Here is a 23,878-nt window from a genome sequence, read left to right as displayed (position 1 = left end):
TCAGTCTCGCGCGGCCCAGGCCGTCGCGATGCGACCCGCGACGGCCACATTGTTGCGCGCCAGGTCGAGATTGACCTCGAGGCTGCGCCCGCCGCTGAGCTCGACGATGCGACCGAGCAAGAACGGGGTCACCGCCTTGCCTCTGATCTGCTGCTGCTCGGCCTCGGCGAACGCCACGCTCAGCACTCGGTCGTGCTCGTCTCGCTGCCACGCCTGCTCGGCAGCGATCGGGTTGGCCACCACGATGCCCTGACCGTGACCGAGCGCATCGTGCGCCGCCATGATGTCGGCGATCTGCTCGGGGCTGTCGACCGACCAGTCGAGCGTGAAGCCGCTCTCGCGCAGCCAGAAGCTCGGAAACTCGGTCGTGCCGAGGCCGATGACGGGCACCGACAGCGTCTCGAGCCGCTCGAGCGTGGCAGCGATGTCGAGCACGCTCTTCACGCCGGCCGAGACGACCGTGATGGGTGTCACCGCCAGGGTCGAGAGGTCGGCCGATTCGTCGAACGTCTCGCTGGCTCCGCGGTGCACGCCGCCGAGGCCTCCTGTGGCGAACACGCGGATGCCCGCGCGTGCCGCGAGATGCGCCGTGGCGGCGACCGTCGTCGCGCCGCTCGCGCCGCGCGCGACGAGAATCGGAAGGTCGCGCACGCTCGCCTTCGCCAGTTCGTCGTCGGCGATGCGACGCACTCCTTCGGCGTCGAGCCCGATGCGAGCAACCCCGTCGAGCACAGCGATCGTGGCCGGAGTCACGCCCTGCTCTCGCAGGATCTCTTCGAACTCGATCGCCGCCGCGAGGTTGCGAGGGCGCGGCAGGCCGTGGCTGATGATGGTCGATTCGAGGGCGACGACGGGGCGGCCGTCCGCGACGGCGGAGGCGACCTCGTCAGAGAGCATCAGGCTGGTCACCGAGCAAGGTTAGCGGTGATCGACAGGAAAGAGCGCGCCCGGAGAGACTCGAACTCCCAACCTTCTGATCCGTAGTCAGAAAGTCTCCATTTTTGGCGGGATTGCACGATAGGGCCGAACCCCGCTCGATGCCTGTTATTTCATGAATTATCGAACCCTCCTGTCTGATCGAGTGCCCTAGGATGGACACTAGATGACGGATTGAATTGCACGCAGATTGCACGTGCAATTCACGAGAGGGCAGTGACCATGGCGCGCAAGTACAAGAAGAATCGCGAGGACTGGGGCCACGTCCGCAGACTCCCGAGCGGTCGCATCCAGGTGCGTTACCCCGGGCCAGATGGCGTCATTTACAACGCGCCGATGACCTTCTCGTCAATGCCGGATGCCCGCGCCTGGAAGTCACGCGTGCGGGTCGAAATCGAGAGGGGAACATGGCGCAATCCCAAGACGGCGAGCGCCGAGACCTTCAAGGTGTACGCCGAGACCTGGATTGCACAGCGCACCAATGCCAAGGGTCAGCCCCTGCGCCCGAAAACGGCCACGGAGTACCGGCGACATGTTGCGAAGGGTCTCTCCGAGTTCGCAGAAGACAGCCTCACGACGATCACTAGCGCACGAGTGCGCACCTGGCACGCGGGTCGCATGAAGGTCGGTGGAACCACAGCGGGCGCAGAGGCGCGAGTCTTGCGCGCGATTATGAACACTGCCATTGATGACGGCATCATCACGAAGAATCCAGTCGAGGCGAAGCTCACGAAGAGCACTACGGGGTTGTCACACCGACCCCCGACGCTCGATGAGTTGGCCATCCTGGCGGAGCGCGTCGAGGGCCGCTACAGGATGGCCGTGCTCATCGCCGCCTACGGCGGTCTGAGGCTCTCTGAGTGGCGCGCTCTGCGCCGCCGCGACCTCGCCCTCATCGATGGCCGCTACGTCATTGACGTGCACCGAGAGGCGCTCTACGTGGCCCGTCAGGGCTGGTTCGTCAGCGCCCCCAAGAGCGACCGTGGCATCCGAGTGCAGACCCTGCCCACGTGGATGACGCCTGAGGTTGAAGCGCACCTGGCCGCGCACGTGGGTGCGTTTCCGGACTCGTTGTTGTTCGCCCCGAAGGGCCGCTCCGAGTTCATCCACGACAGTGACTTCAACAAGTCCTGGAACAGCGCGCGCGATGCCGCTGGTGTCCGTGACGTAGTTCGGGAGCACGACCTGCGAACCTTCGGTGTCTCTCACGTGATTGCATCGGCGGGCGCGAGCCTCATCGAGGCGCGAGATTTCTCGGGACACTCCGACAGTGCCGTAACCGAGCGCCACTACGTCAAGAAGGTCAACGACCGCTCTGCGGAGTTGGCCGACAGGATGCCCCTGCTCCCGCCCGTCGTCCCGTTGAACGTCACCGAGCTTCCGCACACAGGCACAGACCAGTAGCCCAAATTCGAGAGATAAGAACGCTTCTCACGAATGCCCTAGAGTGGTCGCGCCGGGTCACCCGGTGCGGCTGGCGGAATGACGAACCCCAGCGCGCCCTCTGAGGGGCCGGAGTCGCGGACAGGCAGAAGCCTGGGTTCGCTCGACTTCGTTCTAGGGACAACCCCATGACCTCGCAACTCGTCACCATCGCCACCGCCGCCGAGCGTCTCTCAATCTCCGAGAAGACGGTGCGCCGACTCATCTCCCGCGGCGAGCTTCCAGCACGACGTATCGGTGCGCGCTCTATCCGAATCCCCCTGGATGCGCTCGAGGCGCTCGGGCGTCCGCTTACTGTGCCGAACCGCTGAACTCGACGTGCTCATAGGGGCGAGTCGATGCCTGTCCGTACTATGGGAGAGACTTGAGGCTTCGACAAGGAACCCGCCTCCGCGATGTCGGGAAGGTTGCTACGAGATGCCCGTTCGACTAGTCCCAAGTGTCCCGCAGATGGAAGCAGTTGTTCTCTTCAACCGGCTGATTGGCGACGTTGACAACCTACTCATGAGGCACGAGAGCGCCGATGGAAAGGTTAGTTTCCCCACCAAGAACGAGCGGCCTCTGCTTCGCTCGTGCATGTTGCTCATGTACGCAGCGTGGGAAGTCTACGTCGAGGAGAGCCTGGTCGAACTAGTCGAATGGCTGGCGACGAGACCTGCGGCTGAGTTGCCTCAGGCCACCAAAGATTTCATCACTAGCAAGAACAAGATCGATCCTTGGCAACTAGTTGATGGTGGTTGGCGTCAGGTACTTCCGGAGGTGGTCGGGACATACGTTCGAGGTCTTGACGATCACCCCTCAAGCTTCGGACTCTCCAATGCCAATCCCAAAGGCGTTGCGGAACTGCACTATTCCGTTCTGGGGGAGTCAGTTCTCGACTCTGTTTCGTGGCACAACTCGACCAACTCGACGATTCGAACGAAGCTCATGAGGTTCGTGACCATCAGAGGGGAGATTGCGCACACAGGGCGAACCCGCGCGCGTCTGTGGGCGCAGGATGTGAAGAAGTGGCGTGAGTTCATTCCGAAACTTGTGCAGGAGATGGACTATCACTTCCGCGTATGGATGACGATTCGAGCGGATGCAGACTCCGAGTGGTGGAGAGAGGTTCATGGACACCTGTCGGAGCACGAGTCCGCAACAGGAATCGAACTTCAAGCGCTTGTCGGAATCGTCAGACCTCTGAACAATGCGGACAGGCCCTTGTACGAGAGCTTCCTGGCCTTCATGGGTCGTCGGGTCGCTGCGGGCGTCCTGGAGAAGTCAGGCAATGGAAATCGACCTGTGTTTCGCTTGCCTGCGTCAGACGAGCCTTCGCTATCGATCTAACTGGCACGCCTACTTGCCAGCACGTCGCGCTAAACACTTGAGCGACGTTCGCGCTAAACCCTTAGCGCATACGACCCCCGTCAGCCCGTACGCGCTAAACGGTATGCGCTAAACGAATCGGCATTGATGCACCGTATGCGCCTAACGACTTCGGCGCTCGCCGCAAGATTCTCGCCTCGCGGGTCGATAGTACTGAGAGACAACGCGCGACAGGTCGAGGCCCGTTTAGCGCACCCTCTACGAAAAATGACCGCCGCCCCATCCTGGAGAGAGAGGCGACGGTCGGGAGTTGACTATGACCGCCATTCTACCGTCCGGCACTCGAAACATCAGCGCTCGGGCTGTCTCAGATAAGGTGCCCCCTTCTGTCTCAGATAAGGCCAGTTCCCCCGGTAGGGGGAATCCAGAACCAGATCACGCAGTAGTGAGTCGCGCCGCGAACAGGGCAACTCAAGCAAGAGGCGCAGGTAAAGACGACCGCAAGCAGCTTCGATTCCCGACGCTCCGACGCCACTACGCCCGAGCGCTCGTAGACGAGCAAACGGGCGAGGTCGTGCGACCGGCCCGAAGCTACTACCTGGATGTCTGGACTTATCTCCAGCACTGGGGCTATCGAACTATCAATGACCTCCAGGGAGATGGCTTCGCTCCGCCATCGCATGCGCAACTCGCGGCCCTGTTCGAAGCTCGCGTCCGCGAGCGTGGCCAGACCTGGAGCCTGCACGACGGGGCAGGCATCGGCCTTGAGTTGGGAACAGTAGAAACCATGGCCGACCTCGCCGCGACCGCGGCACTCCGAGACTGGTCTGAGGAGTGGATTTCTCAGCGACGTGAAGCAGGGCGAAAGGGCGGGTCGATTTCCAGAAAGCCAGCCACGTGGGACACCGACGACCTCGCGGTGCTCGCCTTGTTCGCCCGACTGCCGAGCCGGGACGCCTTCTTGCAGTACAACGCATGGCGCTCGAAACCTCGTAGTCGCGCGACCTTGTACCGGATGCGCAGGCACCTTCGGGAGCAGTCACGAACCGAGACGTAACTTCTGGAGGGGTTTGGACGATAGTACTAAATATGACCACCTCGACCCCTCAGCGAGCAGGCCGACCCTGCACGACGTGCGAGCATCCACAGCGCCAAGAGGTCGAGCGCGCGTTGCTCAACGGTGCGCCAATTGTGCGGATTGCCGCTCAGTTTCAAATCTCTCCCGATGCCCTCCGGAGACACGGACGTTCGCACGCTGGGGCCGCGGTGCGGGACTCCGTGACCGCCACCACGCTGAGCGACCCGTTCTCATTGCTGGCCGCGGTCATCGAGACCGCAGAGCGCGCTCAGGCACTCGCAGATGCCGCTATGTCGGCAGGTCAGACGAAGGATGCGCTCCGGGCCGGTGACTCCGTTGTGAAAGCCGCTATGGCGATCTGGACGCGCCTGGGGGTCGAGCGCGAGGACATCCTCCGCCAGGTCGAGAACACCAAAGACATCGCCGCGGCTCTGGGCCGCGTCATCCGCGACCATCCGCATCTTGCCGAGCCGCTGGCCGAAGCTCTCGAAACCCGGGAGCGCGGCGACCTCGCGCACGAAATCCGAGAGACCGCCGCCGCGGCGCTCGCCTCCATCGAAGGGAATAAATCATGAAATTGCCCAAGCCTGGCGACCAAGTTCATTTCTTGGTGACTGGACTCACGATTCCGACGAGCACGGGAATCATGGCGCTCAGTCACGTGACCACCAGAGGCGAGACCATCACCATCACAGACGATCTGATTCAGGCCGCACGAGACCGCCACGGCGCTCCCGGATGGCCCGCGCTCGTACATGATGAGGCGGCACAGTTCGCCCGCTGGGGTGAGGTTCGATTCCGACCCGGCCCCGCTCCCGATGACCTCGAATCGTGGACGCCCGGCACACCAGAAGCAGACGAGGCACGAGAGCAGGCCCGCCGAGCCGCATACGCCATCGTGGACGACGGCGAGCGCCGCAAGGCCCTCCGGGACATCGATCAGAAGTTCGGGCGTCTCCAGACATCGCGGACGATCAACTCAGCGCCCGCTCGTGCGCTCGTGACGCGCGGCGAGACCCGGGGGCGATGATGGCCGACGCACAGAACCGCAAGCGCTCGCGCGAGTACAGAGAGCGCATCGCGCTCGCACTGCGGGCCGAGGGCATCGAGACCGCTCAGCCGGTGCCGCTGGCCAATCGCATGAGCGACGCATTCCGACCTCCGCACGGCCACGTCGTCGGGGTCGAGGGTGTCTCAATTCTGACTTCGACCTCCTACGAAATTCGACCCGGCGAGCTTCTCGACCGCGCCGAGCGTGCCGCCCAAGACGACCAGAATCCTCTGGGCGTCGCCGTCCAGTTTCGAGCCGCTCGACCCGCTGAAGATCAATTCGCCATCATGTCGTTGCGCACCCTCGCAACGCTCCTCAGAGACCGTCTGGAGGCCCGCTCATGAGACCGCGACTCAAGGTCACGAAACCTACGTTCGCCGGGAATGCGATGCCGCTGAGGGTCGGGAAGGTCACCTACGGAATCCCGCCAGGGTGCCGGGTCGCGCATCCAGCAGGTTCGAAGAAGCTCGCGTACGTGGCCCTCTACGACGGCACGGTTCATTGCTTTGTCGAGCGGGGCGAAATCGAACTGAGTACCGAACTCCAGAATGCAATCCGCCGCCGTTACTTCAAGCCCGCAAACAAGAATCAAGAATTCGTGAACGACTGACCACAGGCATCTACTGACCAAACAAGAATTTTCCAGACCGCGCGGTCTTCACAGCCCTCCTTGCTTAGGTGGCCGCGCCGCTGGCCTCCGGCTTCGGGCGGTTGACGGAGGACAGCACCCCCGGGGAGTCGCGTTGTGTTGGCACGGAGCGCGGCTCCCCATCTCTCCTACTTGTTCTTGAAGGCCTCGTCTATGTCGTTCACGAACACCCCGAGCAACTCGCCCTGAGGGTGCGTAAACACTGTGTGTCCAAGGTCTGCGCGCATCGCCTTCAAGAGACCCTCAAAGGCCAGCAGAGCCGCCTTGCCGTCGTTCGGAGAGACCCGGGAGACTTTGCGGAACTCGTTCCACGCTCGAATGACCCGCCGCGACCCATAGGTAATGATCTGCGGAGTGATGTCCGCAAAGAAGGCGACCATCTCTTTCTCGGGCATCGGGGCGTTCTTTCGCAGATTCAGCATTCGCATCAGCCCGGTCATCATCTCGTCATAGAGCTTCGTCTTGCTCTCACGGATTGCGTTCTCACGCCCCCGCCGTCGCTCCAGTGCCCTCGATGTGAAGAAGGTGATGATCGGCACCAGGAGCACACCCAGTAGCGCCGCGACCGGCGTCATGGTCTCTGGCGGGAGAGAAACGAACCACTCGACCACCAGGATGGCCAACCACACGATCACCCACGCGACGCCACCTAGCAGTGCGAGCGCAATCAGGGCACGGAGTAGTTTCAGCATCCCCTAACTCCGCGCGTTCCATTGAGACCGCGGCACGGTGAAGCCGGAGAAGGCCCCCCCGTAGGCGTTCTCGCACTGATCGTTTGAACAGCGGTCGGGAACGCTCTCGAAAGACCGGGAGGTGTCCGTCAACTGAGTTGTATCGAACTGACGGTAGATCGGCTCGGAGCCGCACTCTTCGCAAACAAGGTCATCCATGGCCAAAGACTAGCCCCGCTCGTCTTTCAAGACTCGGCCTTCGAGGGCCTCTTTCGGCCCCTGAATTGCACCCAGATTGCACGACTGTAGCGGGCATGGCGGAGCACCATTCGAGAAGTAGCCCCTGACCAGGGATTTATGTGGCGCGCCCGGAGAGACTCGAACTCCCAACCTTCTGATCCGTAGTCAGATGCTCTATCCATTGAGCTACGGGCGCACATCGCACACAGCGACTGAGCGAGCATATCAGCCCTCGGGCGGGGCTCGGTGCGTCGGGCCGGTTCGCACTAGGGTCGTGCGTGACGAAGCGGAGGGCCCGCGATGAGGTGGCCGACCATCACTCTGTTCCCCCAGCCCTATGACGCGCGCGCCACCATTCAGGTCACCCAGTGGCTGTTCATCGGCACGCTGCTGCTGCCGATCGCCGTGATCGTGGCGATCGATGCGCAAGCCCTCCTGACCACAGGCGCCGCCATCGGCGCCGTGCTGCTCATCGTGGCCACGACGATCGTCATGCGGCCCCCCCTGGACTTGACACCCACCGTCGCGCTCTTCTACGCGGTGCCGGTTCTCGACGCGCTCGCACTCTTCGCCATGCGAGCGCAGGCCCCGACCTCGACGACCCGACTTCTGCTCGCCCTCACCATTCCTGCGGTCTAGCTCGGCACGAGCGGCTACCTGCGCTCGCTGGCGCTCACGGGAGCCCTCGCGTGTCTGCTCGTCGTTCCCGACGTCGTGTCATTGGCCTCCGGCGCAGTCACGGCTGACGCCGGCTCTCTCTCACTGCTCGCCTTCTTTCCCGTCGCGATGGTGCTGACTGCCCTCCTCGCCTACGCGCTGGTCGACGAAGCGGCGTCGGCGTCGACTGCCGAGAGCACGGTTCGACAGCTGCGAGATGCGATCGTCGAGACAGTCGATGCCGGCATCGTGGTGCTCAACTCTGACTCCGAGGTTCTGCTCGTCAATCGCACCATTCGCGAGCATCCGGTCGTGGCGGGCGCAGGCAGTGTCGATACGAGCACTCTGCGCAGCATTCAGGCCTACGAGGCCGACGGGGTGACGCCATACCCCCCTGGTGACGGCCCCATCGCCCGCGCGCTGGCCAACCATTACCACGTCGAAGAGCTGTTCTGGGTGCATCAGGCAGACGGAACACCGCACGCCTTTCGCGCGAGCTCGAGTCGCCTGAGAAACGCTCGAGGCGCGGTGGAAGCCACGGTCGTCGCCCTGAGCGACGTCACCGAGCTGGTCGACGCTGTGCGCGTGCGCGACCGGCTCATCAGCACGGTGTCGCACGAGCTGCGAACGCCGCTGACAGCGATGAAAGGCTTTCTCGAGCTCGCTCGCGACGAGATCACCGATGACGAGAGCCTGCTGGCGCACTATCTTGCGATCGTCGATCGCAATCTCGAACGCGAGCAAGCGGTCATCGAGCACTTCATTCTGGCGGCGAACTCGTTCACGAGTCGACTGCATGTTCACGAGATCGACCTTGACCTCACCGCGCTCGCCACGTCGATCGTCAGCGAATCTGCACTCGTGGCACTGCGCGGCGACGTGACAGTGCGGGTGGTCGGAGGCCCCGTGCAGTGTCGCGCCGACCTGTCGCTCTGCACGCGAGTGATCGGGGCTCTGCTGTCGAACGCGCTCAGCGCGGTGGCGGCGAACGGGCAGGTGACGATCTCGACGAGTGCCCTGGGCTCTGATCGCGTCAGGCTCGAGGTCGCCGACAACGGCAGCGGCATTGCCGAAGTCGACACCGCGCAGTTGTTCACGCGCTTCTTTCGCACCGACCGATCCGACGACGAGGCGGTGCCGGGCGTCGGACTCGGGCTGCCGCTGGTTAAGCAGATCGTCGACGCACACGGCGGCACGGTGTCGATCACGAGCGAGCTCGGGGTCGGCACGACCGTCACTATCGAGATGCCGATCCAAAGAATCGCGAGATAGCAAGGTATCGACATATGCAGTCAGTGGAACTGCGCTTCCGCTCACGACCGGTGAGCACACGGCACACGCACACTGTGTCAAGAATTTTCGTGTAGATTGACTTTTCTGTAATTGATGTACTGTTGTTGCTCCGCGCTTCGCGATGGCGTGATCTCTGAGGGGTAAAGACGCTTGCACGCCTCTGAACTGGGCTCGACGCGAGTGCGAGAATCGTGCGCTTCCTGACTGCAGGAGCCGCGTCATCGGTCGGCGCGAGCACGCTCTTCGGCGTCACCTTCTACCTCGCAGGCGTCGTCGACGCGACGCCGACAGAGGTTCTCGGGTGGCGGATCGTGATCACCGCCCTGTTTCTCGCCGCGCTCGCCGTCACCGGTGCCGGTCGAGCAGCGCTCTCAGCACTGTCGACGCTGATCAGGGCGAAGAAGGTGCTCGTCGGCGTGCTCGTGCTCACCGCACTGCTCGTCGGCGTGCAGATGTGGATGTTCGCCTGGACCCCCGCTCACGGGCACGCCTTCGACGCCTCATTCGGCTACCTGCTGCTGCCGCTCTGCCTCGTGGTCGTCGGGCGCCTCGTCTTTCGCGACCCTCTCTCGACACTGCAATGGGTAGCGGTCGCGATCGCCGGCATCGCGGTCGTCGCCAACGCGACAGTGTCTGGCCCTGCCTCGTGGGTGACCTTCGTCATCTGCGGTGGATACACGCTCTATTTCTCATTGCGTCGGCGCTTCCGTCTCGACATGCCGGCGGCCTTCGGTATCGAATGCGCAATGCTGATGCCGGTCGCTGTCGCCCTCATCGCGCTCTCGCCCTCGCCGTTCAGCGCACCAACCCCCTTGCTCCTGCTCATGGCAATCGTGGCTGCTCTCGCCATGTGGTTGTACCTCAACGCCGCACTCAGGCTGAGCATGCCTGCGTTCGGACTCCTCGGCTACCTGGAGTCTGTGCTGCTCTTCGTCGCGGCGATAGCCCTTGGAGAATCGCTCTCAGTCTTTGACTGGATATTGTTCATCATGCTCGTCGCCGCGTTGTTCCTCATGGCACTCGACGGCATGATCACGCTGACCGTTGCGCGACGACTACGGCCACCGGCTGTTGTACCGTGAACACCACGATCGTGGCTGCATCGGCGCAGCAGATCACGACAGCACCCCGGATGAGACACGAGAGAGGCAGGCCGCGGTGGTCGACGACGTGATGCGCAAGCTGCGAGCGTCACTGCCCGCACTTCGCCCTTCAGAACGGCGCGTGGGCGAATTCGTGCAGACGGATCCGACACTGGCCGTCAACCTAAGCATCACAGAGGTGGCCGAGGCCTCGAACACATCGGTCGCCTCGGTCGTGAGGTTCTCGAGGAGTCTGGGGTACAGCGGGTACGCGGAGTTCCGCCGCGAGCTGGCCTCTGCCGTCGGGCGAGAACAAGTGTCGCGAAGCAGATTCGGAGTCTCTGACAGCGATATCTCTGCAGACGACGACGCTCAATCGGTCGTGGCCAAAGTCGCGTTTCACGAGGGGAAGGCAATCGAAGACACAGCCGCTGCGATCAACCTCGAGACGCTCGACGCGGTCGCCGGCGCCATCGTCGCGGCCCCGCGAGTCGACATCTATGGCGTCGCGTCCAGCGGAGTGGCTGCCACCGACCTTCAGCAGAAGCTTCACCGTGTCGGCATGGTGTCGTTCGCGTGGAGTGACGTGCACCTCGCACTCACCAGCGCAGCAGTGCTCACACCTGGCTGCGTTGCCATCGGCTTCTCGCACAGCGGCCTGACGGTCGAGATCGGTGAGAGCCTCGCCGCAGCGCGCGCTCGCGGCGCGACCACGGTGCTCGTCACGAACTTTCCTGCGTCGCCCATCTCTCGAGACGTCGATCACCTCTTGACGACGAGTGCGAGCGAGACTCGATATCGGCCCGGCGCCATGTCTGGTCGTATTGCTCAATTAGCCGTGATCGACTTCTTGTTCGTGCGAGTCGCCCAGCAGTTGACCGATCAGTTCGCCGAACCTCTGGAGCAGACGTACAACGCGGTGCAGCCGCATCGACTCAGCTACGATCGGCCGCGCACCGGGCACTGACGAGGTCAGTTCGCCGATGCCCCGATCATCTCTCCAGACGCAGCGCGCTATCGCGTGCGAACGTGAGTTCAGCCGAAGCGTCGGGGTCGAGCACGACCCACGCATCCGAATGCAGCTGCAGTGCCGATGCGGGAGTCGCCGTCGACACGGCGCCCTCCACGGCGCGCGCGACGGCTGAGGCCTTGTGACGCCCGAACGCCACCAGCACGAGCTGCCGGGCACGCAAGATCGTGCCGACGCCTTGAGTGATGGAGTGCGTCGGCACCTCGCGAGCATCGGCGAAGAATCGTGCGTTGTCGCGGCGCGTCTCCTCTGAGAGCGTCACGACGCGGGTTGATCCTGCGAGCGACGAGCCTGGCTCGTTGAACCCGATGTGCCCGTTTCGTCCGATGCCCAGCACTTGAACATCGACGCCGCCCACCGCTCTGATCTGCGCTTCGTAGTCGCGTGCGGCCAGCTCGTGGTCACCCGTCGTGCGCGGTGTGAACGCGCGACCTGGGTCGATGCCGAGCGGCCCGATAATCTCGCGTTCGATGACAGCCCGATAGCTCTGCGGGTGCCCTGGAGCGAGACCCAAGTACTCATCGAGCGCGAACACCGTCACCCCGCCCATCGGGATGCGGCGTCGCGACAGCGCCGCCCAGATCGGCAGAGGCGTCGACCCTGTCGCGACACCGAGCGTCGGCGTCGACGTGCGCTGAAGCTGCTCGACGACGAGATCTGCGGCGAATTCTCCGGCCGCGGCCGAGTGCTCAGCGATCACGATGCGGGTCATCGGGGCGCTCCCAGCACGGTAGAGCTGAAGCGTCGACGGAAGTCGCCGAGATCGACTCGATCTCGGTGAGGGTGAACCCGATTGGTGAGCAGTACCGCAGCAACCTTCTGCTCGGGATCAGCCAGCCACATCGTGCCGGTGAACCCAGGGTGGCACAGCACCTGCCGGTCGCCGACGATATCGCGATCACCGATCCTCGCTCCCAGCGCTTGGCCGTAGGGCGCACGGTGACGAGAGGTCAGTGCGTTGACGGTCAGCAGTCGCCTCGCCTCATCGTTGAACAGACGGTCGTCGATCAAGCTCTCTGCGAACGAGAGCACGTCGTCAGCGGTGGCGAACAGTCCAGCGTTGCCTGTCTTGCCACCGAGATACCACGACAGTTCATCGTGCACTTCTCCTCGCAGCATCGCACGACCGACCCAGGGCTGCTCCTCGGTCGCGACAGCGCGAGTGCGATCGACGGGGCCGAACCCGATAGAGCCGAGGCTGAGCGGATCGAGAACAGTCTCTCTCAGCAGCTCGCTGAGCGGCGCGCCCGTCACTCGTTCTGCGACAACCCCCGCCGCGATGTACCCCACGCACGAATACCGGTGAACGCTGCCCGGCGGGTCGAGCAACGGTGCGCTCAGCACTGTCGAGGCTCTCGCTTCTGGCTGAACCGCCGAGTCGTGCCATGCTCCGGATTCTGCGGGCAGGCCGGCAGTGTGCGTCAGCAGCTGCCGCACGGTGATGCCTTTCGCGCCTCCCCCGATCTCGAGCAGCTCAGACACATCGGCATCGAGCTCGATCTCGCCTGCCACGGCAAGGCGCACGATGGCCGCCGCCGTGAACGTCTTGGTGACAGAGGCGAGGTCGAAGAGGCTCTGCGGCCCGACTGCCGTCGAGTCGCCGAACGCGTGCGTGCCGGCACAGGCGAACTGACGTCTCCCATCGATCGAGACGGCGGCCGCCGCCCCGGAGAAGAGCTGCTGCGACACCCCTTGTGTCAGCAGCGCCTGCAGAGCGTCGTCGTGCACCTCGTCGATACGCATCCGTCAGACGGCCTCGACCTCGACAGCTTCTCCCGCCTCGATCGAGTCGAGAATCGCGCACAGCACAGCGGTCACCTGCAGGCCCTCCTCGCCCGTCGCGAGAACGTCTCCCCGACCGTGCACGGCGTCGACGAACTGAGCGAGAGCGTCGAGCACGAAACCCGTCATTCGCGGGCCGTAGGGGGGCACGAGCACTGCAGGGTACTGCAGCGCGTCGGCCGTGTGAATCTCGACCGTGCGATTGTGTGTCGTGTCGATGTGCACCGCCCCATCGCTGCCCAAGAGTTCGAACTTCAAGTCGGTGTTGCTGGGATTGCCGGCCGGAAGAATCCAGGCATGCTCGAAGACCCCCAACGCCCCCGACTCGAATTCCGCCAGGATCACGAACAGGTCGGGAGTCTCAATGCCTCGATCGTGCAGCGTGCCGGTCAGTTGTCGGGCAGTCACCCTGACGATGCGCTCGCCGACGATCCATTGCGCGATATCGACCATGTGGCTGGCAAGAAACCACAGCGACGACGAAGACGACGCCCACTTGATCATCGAAGCGATGGTCACCGTGTTGCTCAAACGCGCATAGACGTACTTGACGTCTCCGACGCGACCGTCGCGCACGGCCTGATACGCGTCGACGAAAGGAGGGTTGACCCGGTTGTGGAAGTCGACCATGAGCAGGCCGCCCCCCTCGCGCGACGCCGCGAGAATCGCCTTGGCGTCTTCCACGGTCGTTGCGAGCGGCTTCTCGACGAGCAGGTGCTTGCCGGCTTTCGCCACCGCGATCGCGGGGGCGGCGTGAAGGTGGTCAGGGGTGGCGACAGAGACCGCTTCGAGCCCTTCGATCTGCAGAAACTCGTCAATGTCGGTGTACACCGGCACCGGCGACGTCGCGAAGTTCGCGACCGCGTTCTCTGCGAGTTCGCGGTTCAGATCGAGCACACCGACGAGCTCAGCATCGGGATGGCGATCGAAAGCCTGGATATGGCGCGAACCGAAGGTTCCCGCGCCGATGACACCGAATTTCATTGTGCTCCTCAAGAGTGGAAGGTGATGGATGAATGAGACGTGTAGAGATAGGGCGGATGCGGATCAGGCAGCAGGTCGCGGCTCGCGAGGCGAGCAAAGTGGATGGCGCCGTCGAGCGGACTGTGCGGCGTAGTGATCACCGAGACCTCCGGGCGAAGCTCATTCGCCCTGGTGATGATCCCGTGGGCGAGCAGCGGCACCGCCGCCAAGCCGCCCACGAGTGCCAGCTGGGGAGGAACCCCGTCGTGGAGCACGCTGAGACCGGTCTCGACGAGGTGGTCGATAGCGTCGTCGATGATGCGCTGCGCAGCGTGATCACCCCGTTCGGCGGCTGACGTGACCTGAGGCGCGAACGTGGCGAGCGCGGTGGCTGAGTTCGCAGCGCTTCTCACCAGGTCGGGTACTCCGTGGGGCTCGCCCATCTGCTCGACAAGCGCATCGAGCAGCATCGACGAGCCCCTGGGCCGATGATCGAATTCGCGAAGGGCGGCGGATATGCCGCGAGCACCGATCCACGCCGCGCCGCCCTCGTCACCGAGCAGGTATCCCCAACCGTCTGAACGTTGCCACACTGCAGAGAAGTCGGTCGCGAACGCCACCACTCCCGTGCCCATGGCGAGAACGGCCCCCCCGTGCTCGCCCCAGGCTGCCATCACCGCCGCCACAGCATCAGAGCTGAGTACGAAACGCGCTCCGGGCCACGCGCGCTCGACCGCCGCGCCGATCGCGGCAGGTTCACCCGAAGCGACGAGCCCGGCCACCGAGGCAGAGACGGAGAGCACTGGGCCTTCGATGGGGCCGAGCTGATCGGCGAGCACGTCAATCAGAGACGCGTGATCAGCCCGACCGTCGACGACCGAGAAGGCTGGGCCGTGCGCCGAAGCCTCGTGCCCGTCGACCGCGACAATTCGAGATCCGGAGCCCCCGAGGTCTATCCCGATGACCGTCACGTCACGAACCCCGTGTCAGCGCGACGATGGCGTCTCGCACCGAGCCGCCGCTGTCGAGCAGCGAGTCGCGGGCCAACGCCGCGGTGGCTCCGGTGGCCGCCGCCACGACGGCGACGCGCAGGTCTCCCCCCGCCTCATCGATGAGTTGTGCATTGTGCTCAGTCGAGGCTCCGTTCACCTCGTGCAGAATTCGCAGGGTTCGCTCGCGCAGCTTCTTGTTGCCTGGAACCACGGCCACCATCAGGTTCGAGTACGTGCGGCCGAGCCGCACCATGAGTGCTGTCGAGAACCCGTTGAGGATGACCTTGGTCGCCGTGCCCGCTTTGAGTCGCGTCGAACCGGTCAGCACTTCGGGTCCGGTGTCGGCGACGATGACATGATCGGCGAGAGGCGCTATCGCGGCCTCAGGGTTGCTCGTGACGAGCGCGGTGCGCGCGCCGCACTCGCGGGCACACCGCAACGCGCCCTCGACATAAGGGGTGGTACCTGAGACCGTGAGGCCGATGACGAGATCGCCTTCGCGCACCTGCTCGAGGGCATCCCGAACCCCGTCGTCTGCCGAGTCTTCAGAGCCCTCGACGGCGTTGACGATCGCTTCGTCACCGCCGGCGATGCGCGCACGCACAAGCGTCGGTTCGATGCCGAACGTGGGAATCAGCTCAGCAGCGTCGAGCACTCCAAGACGACCCGAGGTGCCCGCACCGAAGTAGTGCACGTTGCCGCCTGCGCGAACGATCGACTCGGCATCGTCGACGAGCGCAGCGAGCGATTCGGCCGCCGCGCCGACCGCCTCGATGGCATGGAGGTCTTCCGCATTGAGCAAGCGCACGATCTCGATACTGCTCATCTCATCGAGCCGCGTCGAGCGAGGGTTGCGTTGCTCGGTGCCCGGCAGTGCCGACGGGTTCTCACCAGAAGCGAGTGTGGGGTTCATGATTCTCTCGACATCCTGTGTGGGTGTGTGTCGACCGTGGTCATCTCGTGGTACTCACTTCACGCTGCCCGCGGTGAGACCGCGAACGAGGGGGCGCTGCATGGCGAGCACGAAGAGCACGATCGGGGCGATGATGAGCACTGCCGCGGCCGAGAGCGGCCCCCAGTTGACGCCTTGGAAGGTGATGAACTGGGCCGCGAACACCGTCAGGGTCTGCGCGCGCGTCTGACCAAGCACGAGAGGGATGAGGAAGGAGTTCCAGACGGCGATCGCCGTGAAGATGGCGACCGTGGCGATGCCGGGAGCCACCATGGGAATCAGCACGTAGCGGAACAGCTTGAACCGGTTGGCGCCGTCTACCACGGCGGCTTCCTCGATCTCGATTGGAGAGCCGCGGAAGAACGCGAGCATGAGCCAGGTGCCGAAAGGAATGCTGAGCCCACCGAGCACCAGGGCGATCGGCCACCAGTAATCGTAGGCTCCGAGTCCGCTCACCATGCGAAACAGGGGCACGATCAGCACCACTCCGGGGATCACCTGCACGATCACCATGACCGAGGCCAGAGTTCGACGGCCAGCGAAACGGAGTCGTGCGAAGGCGTAGCCGCCGAGGGTTGCGGCGACGACGACGATCATGGTCGCGACGAGCGTGATCAGCACCGAGGTTCCGGCGGCGCGAATGAAGACGCTCGACTCGAAGAGCTGGATGTAGTTCTCGACTGTGGGGACGAAGTCGAAGGCCCGTTCGGCGGGCGCAACGGCATCGCGATTGTTCTTGAACGAGGTCAGTAGCACCCAGAACAGCGGAAACATCGCGAAGAACGCAGCGACGATCAGTGTCGCGTGCGTGAGCAGATTGGCGAGTGCTCGTCGTGTCTTCATATGCGCGTCAACCTGATGTAGAGGAAGTAGACCGGGAACATGAGGGCGGCGAGCGCGATCGACATCGCGGCCCCGTCGCTGAACTCGTAGAACTGAAAGGTGGTGACGTACGAGAGCATCGAGACGGTCTCGGTCGACGTGCCAGGGCCGCCGCGCGTGGTCGTGAAGACGATGTCGAAGATGCGAACGATGTCGATGCAGCGCACGATCATGGTGACCATGATCACGGGAGCGAGCGCGGGCAAGACGATGTAACGGGTCGTCTGCCACCAATTGGCACCGTCGAGCGCCGCCGCCTCGAGCGGCTCATCCGAGACGCTCGCCATGCCGGCGACGAGCATGAGCATGACGAATGGGATGTGCATCCACGCGTCGATGAGGATCACCAAGCCCTGCGCGAGAATCGGGTCGGCGAAGAAGTTCAGTTGCAACCCGAAGGTGCCGAGCACCGCGTTGATGATTCCCAGGTCGGGGTTGAACATGAACCCCCAGATGAGGCCCACGACCACGGGAGTCAGCAGCATCGGCACGAGCAGCAAGGTGCGAGCGATGCGGAAGCCCTTGAGCTGCCGGTGCAGTGCCGTCGCGAGAAGGTAGCCGAACACGAACTGGATGGCGAGCCCGACGACGACGAAGACCAGGGTCACGGCAAGGGTTCCGCCGAATCGCGGGGTGAAGACAGCCCGAAGGTAGTTGTCGACCCCGACGAACTGGCTTCCGTCGCTGTAGATGCTCAGGTTGCTGAACGAGATCCACACCGCGAACCCAATGGGAATGAGCCCGACTGTGAGCATGAACACCCAGATCGGCGCGACGAACCCGAGCGACGCAGCCTTCTCTTTCAGCCCGTTGCGAGTGAACACCCGGCCGGTGCTCCCCCCCAGGAGGGGAGCACCGGCCGGAGCGATGGGAGCCGTCACCCGGTGTACCGCCCGGACTGCACGAGGATGTTCAGCAAGGCATCCTGCGCGCGTTCGAGACCCTCCTCGCGACTGGTCTGACCGGTCGCAATACCATTGAGGATCTGGCTCAACGAGGAAATGATCTGGCTCATCTCGGGGATGCGATCGATCGGCACACCCGTCTCGACTGATTCGCCGACCGCAGCGAGGTAGGGCAGCTGCTCGAGGTAGGCAGGGTCGCTCGTGGTCGAGATACGAGCCGGCGGCGGCGCACCCGCGTCGATGAAGCTGCTGACGTTCTCACGGCTGAGCGCCCACGAGAGGAAGTCCCACGCCGCGTCTTGGTACGGCGAGGCGCTCGAGATTCCGGCGACCCAGCCGTAGAGCACAGCAGCCGGAGTGTAGTCACCGTCGGCCGCTGTGGCAGGAGGAGCGGTGCCGAAGTTGCCCGCGTTCGGCGACTCGTCGGGGTTGTTGACCGTGCTCCACCAGCCTGATGCCAGCGTGGTCATCTGTCCCACCTCCAGTTGGCTGAACGAGTTGACGGCGTCGAAGATGGTCGCCGAGGGCGTACCTGAGGGTCCATATTCCACGAGTCCGAGATACCGGTCGAGAGCCGCGGCCGCGACCGGGGTGTCGAGCATGGGGCGGAACGTCTCAGGGTCGAGCAGTCGTCCACCCGATCCCACGAGAACAGCATTGAAGTGGTGCGCGGATCCGGTCGCGGCATAGGTGCCGGCGTGGCCGAAGTATCCGGCACTCTGCAGTGCGTCGGCATTCTCGTACACCTCGTCCCACGTCGTTGCGGGAGCAAGGCCGAGCTCGGTGAACAGGTCGGTGCGGTACCACTGCAGATACGGCTCGGTAGAGAGGGGTAGTCCGTAGCTCACTCCATCCTGCTTCGCGTAAGCCTTCAAGCCCTCGGGGAAGTCGTCGTAGTCGTACTCGTCGTCACCGGCGAGGTAGTCGTCGAGCGCGAGCAACCCGTTGCCCCGCACGATCTGCGGCAGGGTGAATCCGTCGACCTGCGCCATGTCGAAGGTTGACTCGCCGCTCTGCCCGGCGAGGATGATGCGCGTCGCGAGCTGCTCATATGGCACGTCGACGAACTCGATGGCGATGCCGGTCTCTTGCTCGTAGACCGCGGCGAGCGCGCGAAGGCCGTCGGCACTCGGGCTCGCCGTGACCAGCATGGTCAGCGACTCGGGCGCCTCGTCAGACTGGGTCGGTCCTTCCGGCGAGCCTCCCTCGGCGCAACCGGCTATGCCCAAGACGACGGCCAGGCTTGCCGCGCCCAGAACTCTTGATCTCTTCACTGTGTGGCCTCTTTCTCTGGTGTCTCAACAGCCGCGGTGGGACTCCGTCGGCGCACCCGTGGCCGGGTGACAACACTTTACCGAATAGTCGCCCGTTTGGAAATAGATTTACCTACTCAAAGTTCACAGCACCCCGCGCGCCAGTGCAGTCGAGAGTGGGCGTGCCTGAGGGCCGCGCACATGCGCCCCGAACAACAGTGAAGCAGAGCCCTAGAGGCCCGCCCAGTACGTTTTCTCGAACTACGCGGAGCAGAGAAGGCGAGTGCGCCGCCGGCTCGCCACGAGCGCTCCACCCAGCAAGAGCGCGAGGGCGCCTGCGAGCAGACCCGGCACGGCGAGAGCAGCCCCGGTGTCGGGAAGGGCGCCTGCCGAGCTCTCGATCTCGATCAAGGCTGTAGACGCAGCGGAGCTGACTTCGACGCTTCCGCTCGACGATCCGTACCACGCGGTCGCGCGCGCCGTGTTGCGAAGGTCGCCGTTCGAGAAGTCAGTGGTCACCGTGATGTACTCTGCTGCGCACGTCGTGCTCGCCGTCGGCTCGAGCGTGTGCTGCGCGCACGTAATCTGACCCAGCGCTCCGCTTCCGGTGAAGTGAGTCTCGTCGATCGAGATCTCGCTCAAGGTGGTGTTGCCGTTGTTGATGACGAGAAACTCGTAGCGCACAACATCACCGGGTGCCTTCACGACGGTGACGTCGGCCGTCTTGACCAGCGTCAAGGCCGGGGCCTGAACAACCTCGACCTCGACGCTCGACGTGGGCGGGGCCGGCAATGATTCTCCCGACGGGTCGTCGCCACTCGCACTGGCACTGTTGCTGATGACACCGGCATCGACGTCGTCCTGGGTCACGACATATGCCGCCGTGCAGATCATGTCAGCGTTCGGTGCGAGCACCGACGCGGGGCAGTCGACGTCGCCGAGTGTGCCGGTGCCCGTGAAGTCGTTCTCAAGCACCTCGATGTCGACGATCGTCACGTTGCCGTTGTTGGTCACGTGGAACGAGTAGGTGACTGGTTGCCCGGCGGAGCCCACCGTTGCGGGTGTTGCAGACTTCGAGAGCTGCAACGAAGGCAGCTGGGTTGCAGCAAAACTCGCCGCCGAAGGCGCCGAGACGACGCCCACACCGCCGAACTCGGCGATCGCTACGGCGATGTTCTCGACCGCACCGGCATCCATGTCGGCCTGCGTGACGGTGTACTGCGCAGAACACGTGACGGTGGCGTCGGGCGCAAGCGTGCCACTCGGGCATGTTGCGCTCGGAACCGCCCCGCTGCCGCCGAACACCAGCTCGTTCACCCCGACCGCGGTCAGCGACACATTTCCGGTGTTCGTCACGACGAAGCTGTACTCGACCACGTCTCCTGCAGCATCGACCGAAACAGGACTCACGGTCTTGTCGAGAGTGAGCGCAGGTGCCTGGGCGGCAACGACCGTGACATCGTCTGAGGTGTTGCTGAGCGGTGCTCCTCGCTCAGGCTCAGCAGTCACTGTGGCTCGGTCGACGATGACGCCGTGGTCGAGGTCGTGCTGCGTGACGACGTAGTTCGCGATGAACACCGCTGACTGACCCGGCAGCAGATCGGTCGACTCGCCGTCGCACACCCCGGCGGGGTCGACAAGTGCAGAGCACGTCGCGTCAGGAGCGATCGACTGAGTCGCCGCATCGACGAACAGGTCGACGACAGAGACATTCGAGACGCTCACCTCAGACTCATTCGTGACAGTGAAGGTGAACTCGATGATGTCGCCCACGGCGGAGTACTCAGGAGTCGCCGACGCCTTGACGATGGTCGGCTGGCCTGCAGCCTCGATGCCGACGTGCGTCGACTCCGCTGCGCCGAACAACGACCCGCCCGAGAGCGCATTGACGCCCACACTGTTCCAGGCGACCCAGCCGCTCGCGATCGCAGGGGTCTCAACCTCGTACGTCACCGTGAACCCCGAGGTTCCTGGCGCGCCGTTCACGACAAGGGTTCCCGAGTAGGCGAATCGAAGCGCGGTGGTCGACGAGAGCGCCGCCGGCGGTGCCGAGCTCCAGTCGTCCACGCATCCAGCATTGCTCGGCAGCACTTCGGGCCGGCACGGGTTGTTCGCCGTCGAGTACTGCACGGTGACGCCCGAGGGCAGCGGGCCGAGAGTGAGCAAGGTCACCGCGAACTGCGAGTCTCGTCCCGTCATGGTCGACGCCTCAGTGTCGCCGACGCGCGGCAGCAGGTTGTATACGACCGGGTCTTCGAGGTTCGACTCGCCGGAGTTGACGACCGACAGCGAGTAGGTGGCTTCTCCCCCGCTGGCGCCGACCTTGCCGTTGACTCCCGCGGCGGCGGGGGCTGCATCGAGGCTTCCCTGCACTGTCATAGAGACGGTGAAGCCCGGATTGATCGCTGCGACCGACAGGGGTGCGGATGCTCCGCAGTAGTTGCCGATCAGCGGCGAGCCGTTCGTGCGCAGGTCGGCGTTCTGCGCAGGGTTGAGGGGGGCGCTCTGCGCTCCGCTCGAGGTCGAGATGCAACTCTCGAGCGGCTCGCCGTACCCGAGGGTCATGTCGTTCTGATACGTACCGGCACATCCCGGCCCGAGGTTGAGCGTGACGTTCACCCCGGCCACGACATAGACGCCGGGAACAGCGACAACGCCCGCGGGAATGGTCCAGCGATAGAGGGTTCGCCCCGTTCCGTCGTAGTCGGTCACGACAGTGGGCGTCAACGCCCCCACGTTGTAGGTGCGACCGTTCGTGAGCCCGGCGAGCTGCGGACTGATGGTCGTGCCGGTGACGGTAGCGCCCACAGGTGCGAGATAGTCGAGGTACATCGCCGCCGATGGCACCGCGGTGATCTCGAGCAGGGTATTGCGCCCCGTGTTGTTGCGCAGGCCGACGACGGCAGTGCAGGTGCCGGTCATGGTGCTGACGAGTGCAGGCTGGAAGATGGTGCGGCCGATGTCGCCGGTGCCGAGATCGGCGATGAGCACGTTGGTGGTCGATGTCTGAAGGTTGCCGAGCGTCGACGTCGTTCCCGAGAGGTAGGGCTGCGACGTCGCGGTGTTGCGCATGAGGCGCCCTGGTTCGACGGTCGGCGCAGCGTAGCCGGTCACCCGGAAGGTGATGGCTCCCGCGGAGTTCGTGCCCTGGTTCTCGAACGCTGGGATCTCGATCTCCGACACCGGGCTGCCGCCGGTGGGAATGGTCCATCCCCCGCTCGCGAAGGCCACGTTCGTGGTGGACCCGTCTGCGTGGTGCACGACGATCTCGTTCGCGGCCGTGGGCGCGAATCCTGTCGCGGTGACTCGTCGGGGAATGAATGCCGGGTTCGCGCACGGCACCCCCGCCGCATTGCTCAGATAGACGTTGCTGACAAGGTTGTCGATGCACGGCAGGGGGTCTCGAATCAGGTAGGAGAGCCCTGACGAAATCGACGTGGGCACGGTCGACACGCGAATCTCGTAGAACGCCGAGGCCGCCGACTGGTCCCAGTCTCCGGGGAAGGTGTACGGGTAGGTGCTGCCGGCGAAGCGGTATTGACCGGCGTTTCCGAGCGAGCGAGTGGTAACACTCTTCGTCACTTGCGTCTGCAGGTCGACGATGAGGGTGCACGCCGTCGGTGTGCTCGAGCTCTCGGCGACCGACCGATCGATGTACGTGTAGGTCGAGGAGGCGTTGATGCACGCTTGGGTGCCGACTGCTCCGGTCACGGTGCCGGTGACAGTGATGACGATGGAGTTCGAGATGGTGAGGGGCGGGTTGCCGCACGATGCGCCGGTGGGATCGTCGTAGACGATCGTGCCTCCCATGCTGCCGACGGGTGGCGCTGTGAACGTGCCGGGCAGAGCGTTTCGCGGCGTGAACCCGGTGTAGACGACGGTGGAGGGCAGGGGGATCTCGATGCGCACCGCGCTCAGTCCGATATTGCCCGTGTAGCCGCCGCCCGCGCCGCAGTTGAACGCGATGACGAAGTTCGTCTGCGAGTCGGGCAGCACCCGTGCGGTCGCAGACGCACCCATCGAGATGTTGTGGCCGGCCGTCAGGGTCAGCACGGCCGACGCCGCAGTGCTCGACGGGAATGTCGAGCCGCTGATGGTCGGAGTCAGTGTCGCCTGGGCGCCATTGAGCGTCGTGTAGTCAGGAGCGCGCACGGGGAAGGTGCACGACGACGTGCCCGGCAGCACCGTGCCGTAGTTGAACGTCACGAGGCCCGGGCTGACCGTCTTCGTCACCGAACCGCACGAGGAGTTGCCGATCCAGGTGCTGAGGTCGGTGAGGGCCCCATTGCCGGTGACCGCCTGCGTGGGGAACGACACTTGGGTGTTCTCGCAGCTGCCCGGTCCGTTGCAGGTGATCGAGAGCGTGAAGGTGACCGGCACATTGCTCTGGGCGGTCGCCGTCGACGGGGTGATCGTGACGGCAGCCGTCGCGGCGTGGGCGGGGGCGACGGTGAGAACGCTCGACATGATGACGAGCGCCAGCGTCGTCATGGTGACGACGATCGCTCGCACCACCGATCTCGTTCGCGCCGCGCGCTGTGGTGACCTCGTGCGAGTCATCTCGAGCATCCCTCCCCCGACGGGAATTCATTTTCGCATCCCCCACAGATCGCGAATATTCGCAACCTATCGGGGCGGAGGAATTTTCGCAACCCGCACGCCGTTGCGGCGACGAATCGGTCAGAGCACGCAGAGCTCGCCGTGAACCCGA

22 protein-coding genes and 1 tRNA gene are annotated in these 23,878 nt (G+C 64.3%); 11 read left to right on the top strand and 12 right to left on the bottom strand.

The features are described from left to right. Positions 1–909, bottom strand: a complete 909-nt coding sequence (locus KIT89_RS11125; protein ID WP_297601590.1) for a pseudouridine-5'-phosphate glycosidase — start codon at positions 907–909, stop codon at positions 1–3. 249 nt (positions 910–1,158) lie between these two features. Here KIT89_RS11125 and xerC point away from each other — a divergent pair, with 249 nt between their 5' ends. From xerC to KIT89_RS11090, 7 genes are all read left to right on the top strand, one after another. Then, complete coding sequence (gene xerC / locus KIT89_RS11120; RefSeq protein WP_297603959.1) at positions 1,159–2,340, top strand: tyrosine-type recombinase/integrase; 1,182 nt, start codon at positions 1,159–1,161, stop codon at positions 2,338–2,340. Between the two features lie 167 nt (positions 2,341–2,507). Next, a complete protein-coding gene (locus KIT89_RS11115) occupies positions 2,508–2,690 on the top strand; it encodes a helix-turn-helix domain-containing protein (protein WP_297601587.1) in 183 nt (60 codons plus the stop codon). 139 nt (positions 2,691–2,829) lie between these two features. Continuing rightward, the gene (locus KIT89_RS11110) at positions 2,830–3,708 is read left to right on the top strand and encodes a HEPN domain-containing protein (RefSeq protein WP_297601585.1); all 879 of its coding nucleotides are present in this window, start codon (positions 2,830–2,832) and stop codon (positions 3,706–3,708) included. A gap of 1,257 nt (positions 3,709–4,965) precedes the next feature. Next, the gene (locus KIT89_RS11105) at positions 4,966–5,340 is read left to right on the top strand and encodes a hypothetical protein (protein ID WP_297601582.1); all 375 of its coding nucleotides are present in this window, start codon (positions 4,966–4,968) and stop codon (positions 5,338–5,340) included. Further along, positions 5,337–5,795: a hypothetical protein gene (locus tag KIT89_RS11100; protein ID WP_297601579.1), complete on the top strand. Its 459-nt coding sequence runs from the start codon at positions 5,337–5,339 to the stop codon at positions 5,793–5,795. The genes KIT89_RS11105 and KIT89_RS11100 overlap by 4 nt, the downstream gene beginning before the upstream one ends. Beyond that, the gene (locus tag KIT89_RS11095; RefSeq protein WP_297601576.1) at positions 5,792–6,160 is read left to right on the top strand and encodes a hypothetical protein; all 369 of its coding nucleotides are present in this window, start codon (positions 5,792–5,794) and stop codon (positions 6,158–6,160) included. Before KIT89_RS11100 ends, KIT89_RS11095 begins: the two co-directional genes overlap by 4 nt. Before the next feature lie 131 nt (positions 6,161–6,291). After that, positions 6,292–6,426, top strand: a complete 135-nt coding sequence (locus KIT89_RS11090) for a hypothetical protein (protein WP_297601573.1) — start codon at positions 6,292–6,294, stop codon at positions 6,424–6,426. 167 nt (positions 6,427–6,593) lie between these two features. Here KIT89_RS11090 and KIT89_RS11085 read toward each other — a convergent pair whose 3' ends face one another. Continuing rightward, the gene (locus tag KIT89_RS11085) at positions 6,594–7,157 is read right to left on the bottom strand and encodes a hypothetical protein (RefSeq protein ID WP_297601571.1); all 564 of its coding nucleotides are present in this window, start codon (positions 7,155–7,157) and stop codon (positions 6,594–6,596) included. Positions 7,158–7,496: 339 nt separating this feature from the next. After that, positions 7,497–7,572 (bottom strand) — tRNA-Arg (locus KIT89_RS11080). A 104-nt stretch (positions 7,573–7,676) separates the two neighbouring features. Between KIT89_RS11080 and KIT89_RS11075 the strand changes: the two genes are divergently transcribed. From KIT89_RS11075 to KIT89_RS11060, 4 genes are all read left to right on the top strand, one after another. Continuing rightward, positions 7,677–8,015, top strand: coding sequence for a hypothetical protein (locus KIT89_RS11075; protein WP_297601570.1), 339 nt, complete (start codon positions 7,677–7,679; stop codon positions 8,013–8,015). Between the two features lie 75 nt (positions 8,016–8,090). Then, the gene (locus KIT89_RS11070; protein WP_297601569.1) at positions 8,091–9,305 is read left to right on the top strand and encodes an ATP-binding protein; all 1,215 of its coding nucleotides are present in this window, start codon (positions 8,091–8,093) and stop codon (positions 9,303–9,305) included. A 212-nt stretch (positions 9,306–9,517) separates the two neighbouring features. Next, positions 9,518–10,408, top strand: coding sequence for an EamA family transporter RarD (gene rarD / locus KIT89_RS11065; RefSeq protein WP_297601568.1), 891 nt, complete (start codon positions 9,518–9,520; stop codon positions 10,406–10,408). 76 nt (positions 10,409–10,484) lie between these two features. Continuing rightward, positions 10,485–11,375: a MurR/RpiR family transcriptional regulator gene (locus tag KIT89_RS11060; protein ID WP_297601566.1), complete on the top strand. Its 891-nt coding sequence runs from the start codon at positions 10,485–10,487 to the stop codon at positions 11,373–11,375. Positions 11,376–11,400: 25 nt separating this feature from the next. Here KIT89_RS11060 and KIT89_RS11055 read toward each other — a convergent pair whose 3' ends face one another. From KIT89_RS11055 to KIT89_RS11015, 9 genes are all read right to left on the bottom strand, one after another. After that, positions 11,401–12,150 carry a glucosamine-6-phosphate deaminase gene (locus KIT89_RS11055; RefSeq protein ID WP_297601563.1) on the bottom strand — a complete coding sequence of 250 codons (750 nt, stop codon included), beginning with the start codon at positions 12,148–12,150 and terminating at the stop codon, positions 11,401–11,403. Continuing rightward, positions 12,147–13,181: a serine hydrolase gene (locus KIT89_RS11050; protein WP_297601559.1), complete on the bottom strand. Its 1,035-nt coding sequence runs from the start codon at positions 13,179–13,181 to the stop codon at positions 12,147–12,149. Before KIT89_RS11050 ends, KIT89_RS11055 begins: the two co-directional genes overlap by 4 nt. A gap of 3 nt (positions 13,182–13,184) precedes the next feature. Beyond that, a complete protein-coding gene (locus KIT89_RS11045) occupies positions 13,185–14,204 on the bottom strand; it encodes a Gfo/Idh/MocA family oxidoreductase (protein WP_297601557.1) in 1,020 nt (339 codons plus the stop codon). Between the two features lie 8 nt (positions 14,205–14,212). Continuing rightward, the gene (locus KIT89_RS11040; RefSeq protein WP_297601554.1) at positions 14,213–15,154 is read right to left on the bottom strand and encodes an N-acetylglucosamine kinase; all 942 of its coding nucleotides are present in this window, start codon (positions 15,152–15,154) and stop codon (positions 14,213–14,215) included. A gap of 1 nt (position 15,155) precedes the next feature. Then, positions 15,156–16,088, bottom strand: a complete 933-nt coding sequence (locus tag KIT89_RS11035) for an N-acetylmuramic acid 6-phosphate etherase (protein ID WP_297601551.1) — start codon at positions 16,086–16,088, stop codon at positions 15,156–15,158. A 54-nt stretch (positions 16,089–16,142) separates the two neighbouring features. Continuing rightward, positions 16,143–16,970, bottom strand: a complete 828-nt coding sequence (locus tag KIT89_RS11030) for a carbohydrate ABC transporter permease (RefSeq protein WP_297601548.1) — start codon at positions 16,968–16,970, stop codon at positions 16,143–16,145. After that, on the bottom strand, positions 16,967–17,833 hold the full coding sequence (locus tag KIT89_RS11025; RefSeq protein ID WP_297601545.1) for a carbohydrate ABC transporter permease: 867 nt from the start codon (positions 17,831–17,833) through the stop codon (positions 16,967–16,969). Before KIT89_RS11025 ends, KIT89_RS11030 begins: the two co-directional genes overlap by 4 nt. Positions 17,834–17,886: 53 nt before the next feature. Next, complete coding sequence (locus tag KIT89_RS11020) at positions 17,887–19,065, bottom strand: extracellular solute-binding protein (RefSeq protein ID WP_297601541.1); 1,179 nt, start codon at positions 19,063–19,065, stop codon at positions 17,887–17,889. 363 nt (positions 19,066–19,428) lie between these two features. Beyond that, positions 19,429–23,658, bottom strand: coding sequence for an LPXTG cell wall anchor domain-containing protein (locus KIT89_RS11015; protein ID WP_297601538.1), 4,230 nt, complete (start codon positions 23,656–23,658; stop codon positions 19,429–19,431). Positions 23,659–23,878 lie beyond the last annotated feature (220 nt).

The sequence above is a fragment of the Microcella sp. genome, from assembly GCF_025808395.1.
In the GTDB taxonomy this organism is placed as follows: Bacteria; Actinomycetota; Actinomycetes; order Actinomycetales; family Microbacteriaceae; genus Microcella.
Note: the sequence above shows the minus strand (reverse complement) of the source record. Positions and strands in the feature narration are given on the sequence as shown.

What these genes read in the sequence shown, in the direction of transcription:
- xerC (WP_297603959.1), top strand. Translation starts at nt 1,159, where the DNA reads ATGGCGCGCAAGTACAAGAAGAATCGCGAGGACTGGGGCCACGTCCGC.
- KIT89_RS11115 (WP_297601587.1), top strand. Translation starts at nt 2,508, where the DNA reads ATGACCTCGCAACTCGTCACCATCGCCACCGCCGCCGAGCGTCTCTCA.
- KIT89_RS11110 (WP_297601585.1), top strand. Translation starts at nt 2,830, where the DNA reads ATGGAAGCAGTTGTTCTCTTCAACCGGCTGATTGGCGACGTTGACAAC.
- KIT89_RS11100 (WP_297601579.1), top strand. Translation starts at nt 5,337, where the DNA reads ATGAAATTGCCCAAGCCTGGCGACCAAGTTCATTTCTTGGTGACTGGA.
- KIT89_RS11095 (WP_297601576.1), top strand. Translation starts at nt 5,792, where the DNA reads ATGATGGCCGACGCACAGAACCGCAAGCGCTCGCGCGAGTACAGAGAG.
- KIT89_RS11085 (WP_297601571.1), bottom strand. Translation starts at nt 7,157, where the DNA reads ATGCTGAAACTACTCCGTGCCCTGATTGCGCTCGCACTGCTAGGTGGC.
- KIT89_RS11075 (WP_297601570.1), top strand. Translation starts at nt 7,677, where the DNA reads ATGAGGTGGCCGACCATCACTCTGTTCCCCCAGCCCTATGACGCGCGC.
- KIT89_RS11055 (WP_297601563.1), bottom strand. Translation starts at nt 12,150, where the DNA reads ATGACCCGCATCGTGATCGCTGAGCACTCGGCCGCGGCCGGAGAATTC.
- KIT89_RS11050 (WP_297601559.1), bottom strand. Translation starts at nt 13,181, where the DNA reads ATGCGTATCGACGAGGTGCACGACGACGCTCTGCAGGCGCTGCTGACA.
- KIT89_RS11045 (WP_297601557.1), bottom strand. Translation starts at nt 14,204, where the DNA reads ATGAAATTCGGTGTCATCGGCGCGGGAACCTTCGGTTCGCGCCATATC.
- KIT89_RS11035 (WP_297601551.1), bottom strand. Translation starts at nt 16,088, where the DNA reads ATGAACCCCACACTCGCTTCTGGTGAGAACCCGTCGGCACTGCCGGGC.
- KIT89_RS11030 (WP_297601548.1), bottom strand. Translation starts at nt 16,970, where the DNA reads ATGAAGACACGACGAGCACTCGCCAATCTGCTCACGCACGCGACACTG.
- KIT89_RS11020 (WP_297601541.1), bottom strand. Translation starts at nt 19,065, where the DNA reads ATGCTGGTCACGGCGAGCCCGAGTGCCGACGGCCTTCGCGCGCTCGCC.
- KIT89_RS11015 (WP_297601538.1), bottom strand. Translation starts at nt 23,658, where the DNA reads ATGACGACGCTGGCGCTCGTCATCATGTCGAGCGTTCTCACCGTCGCC.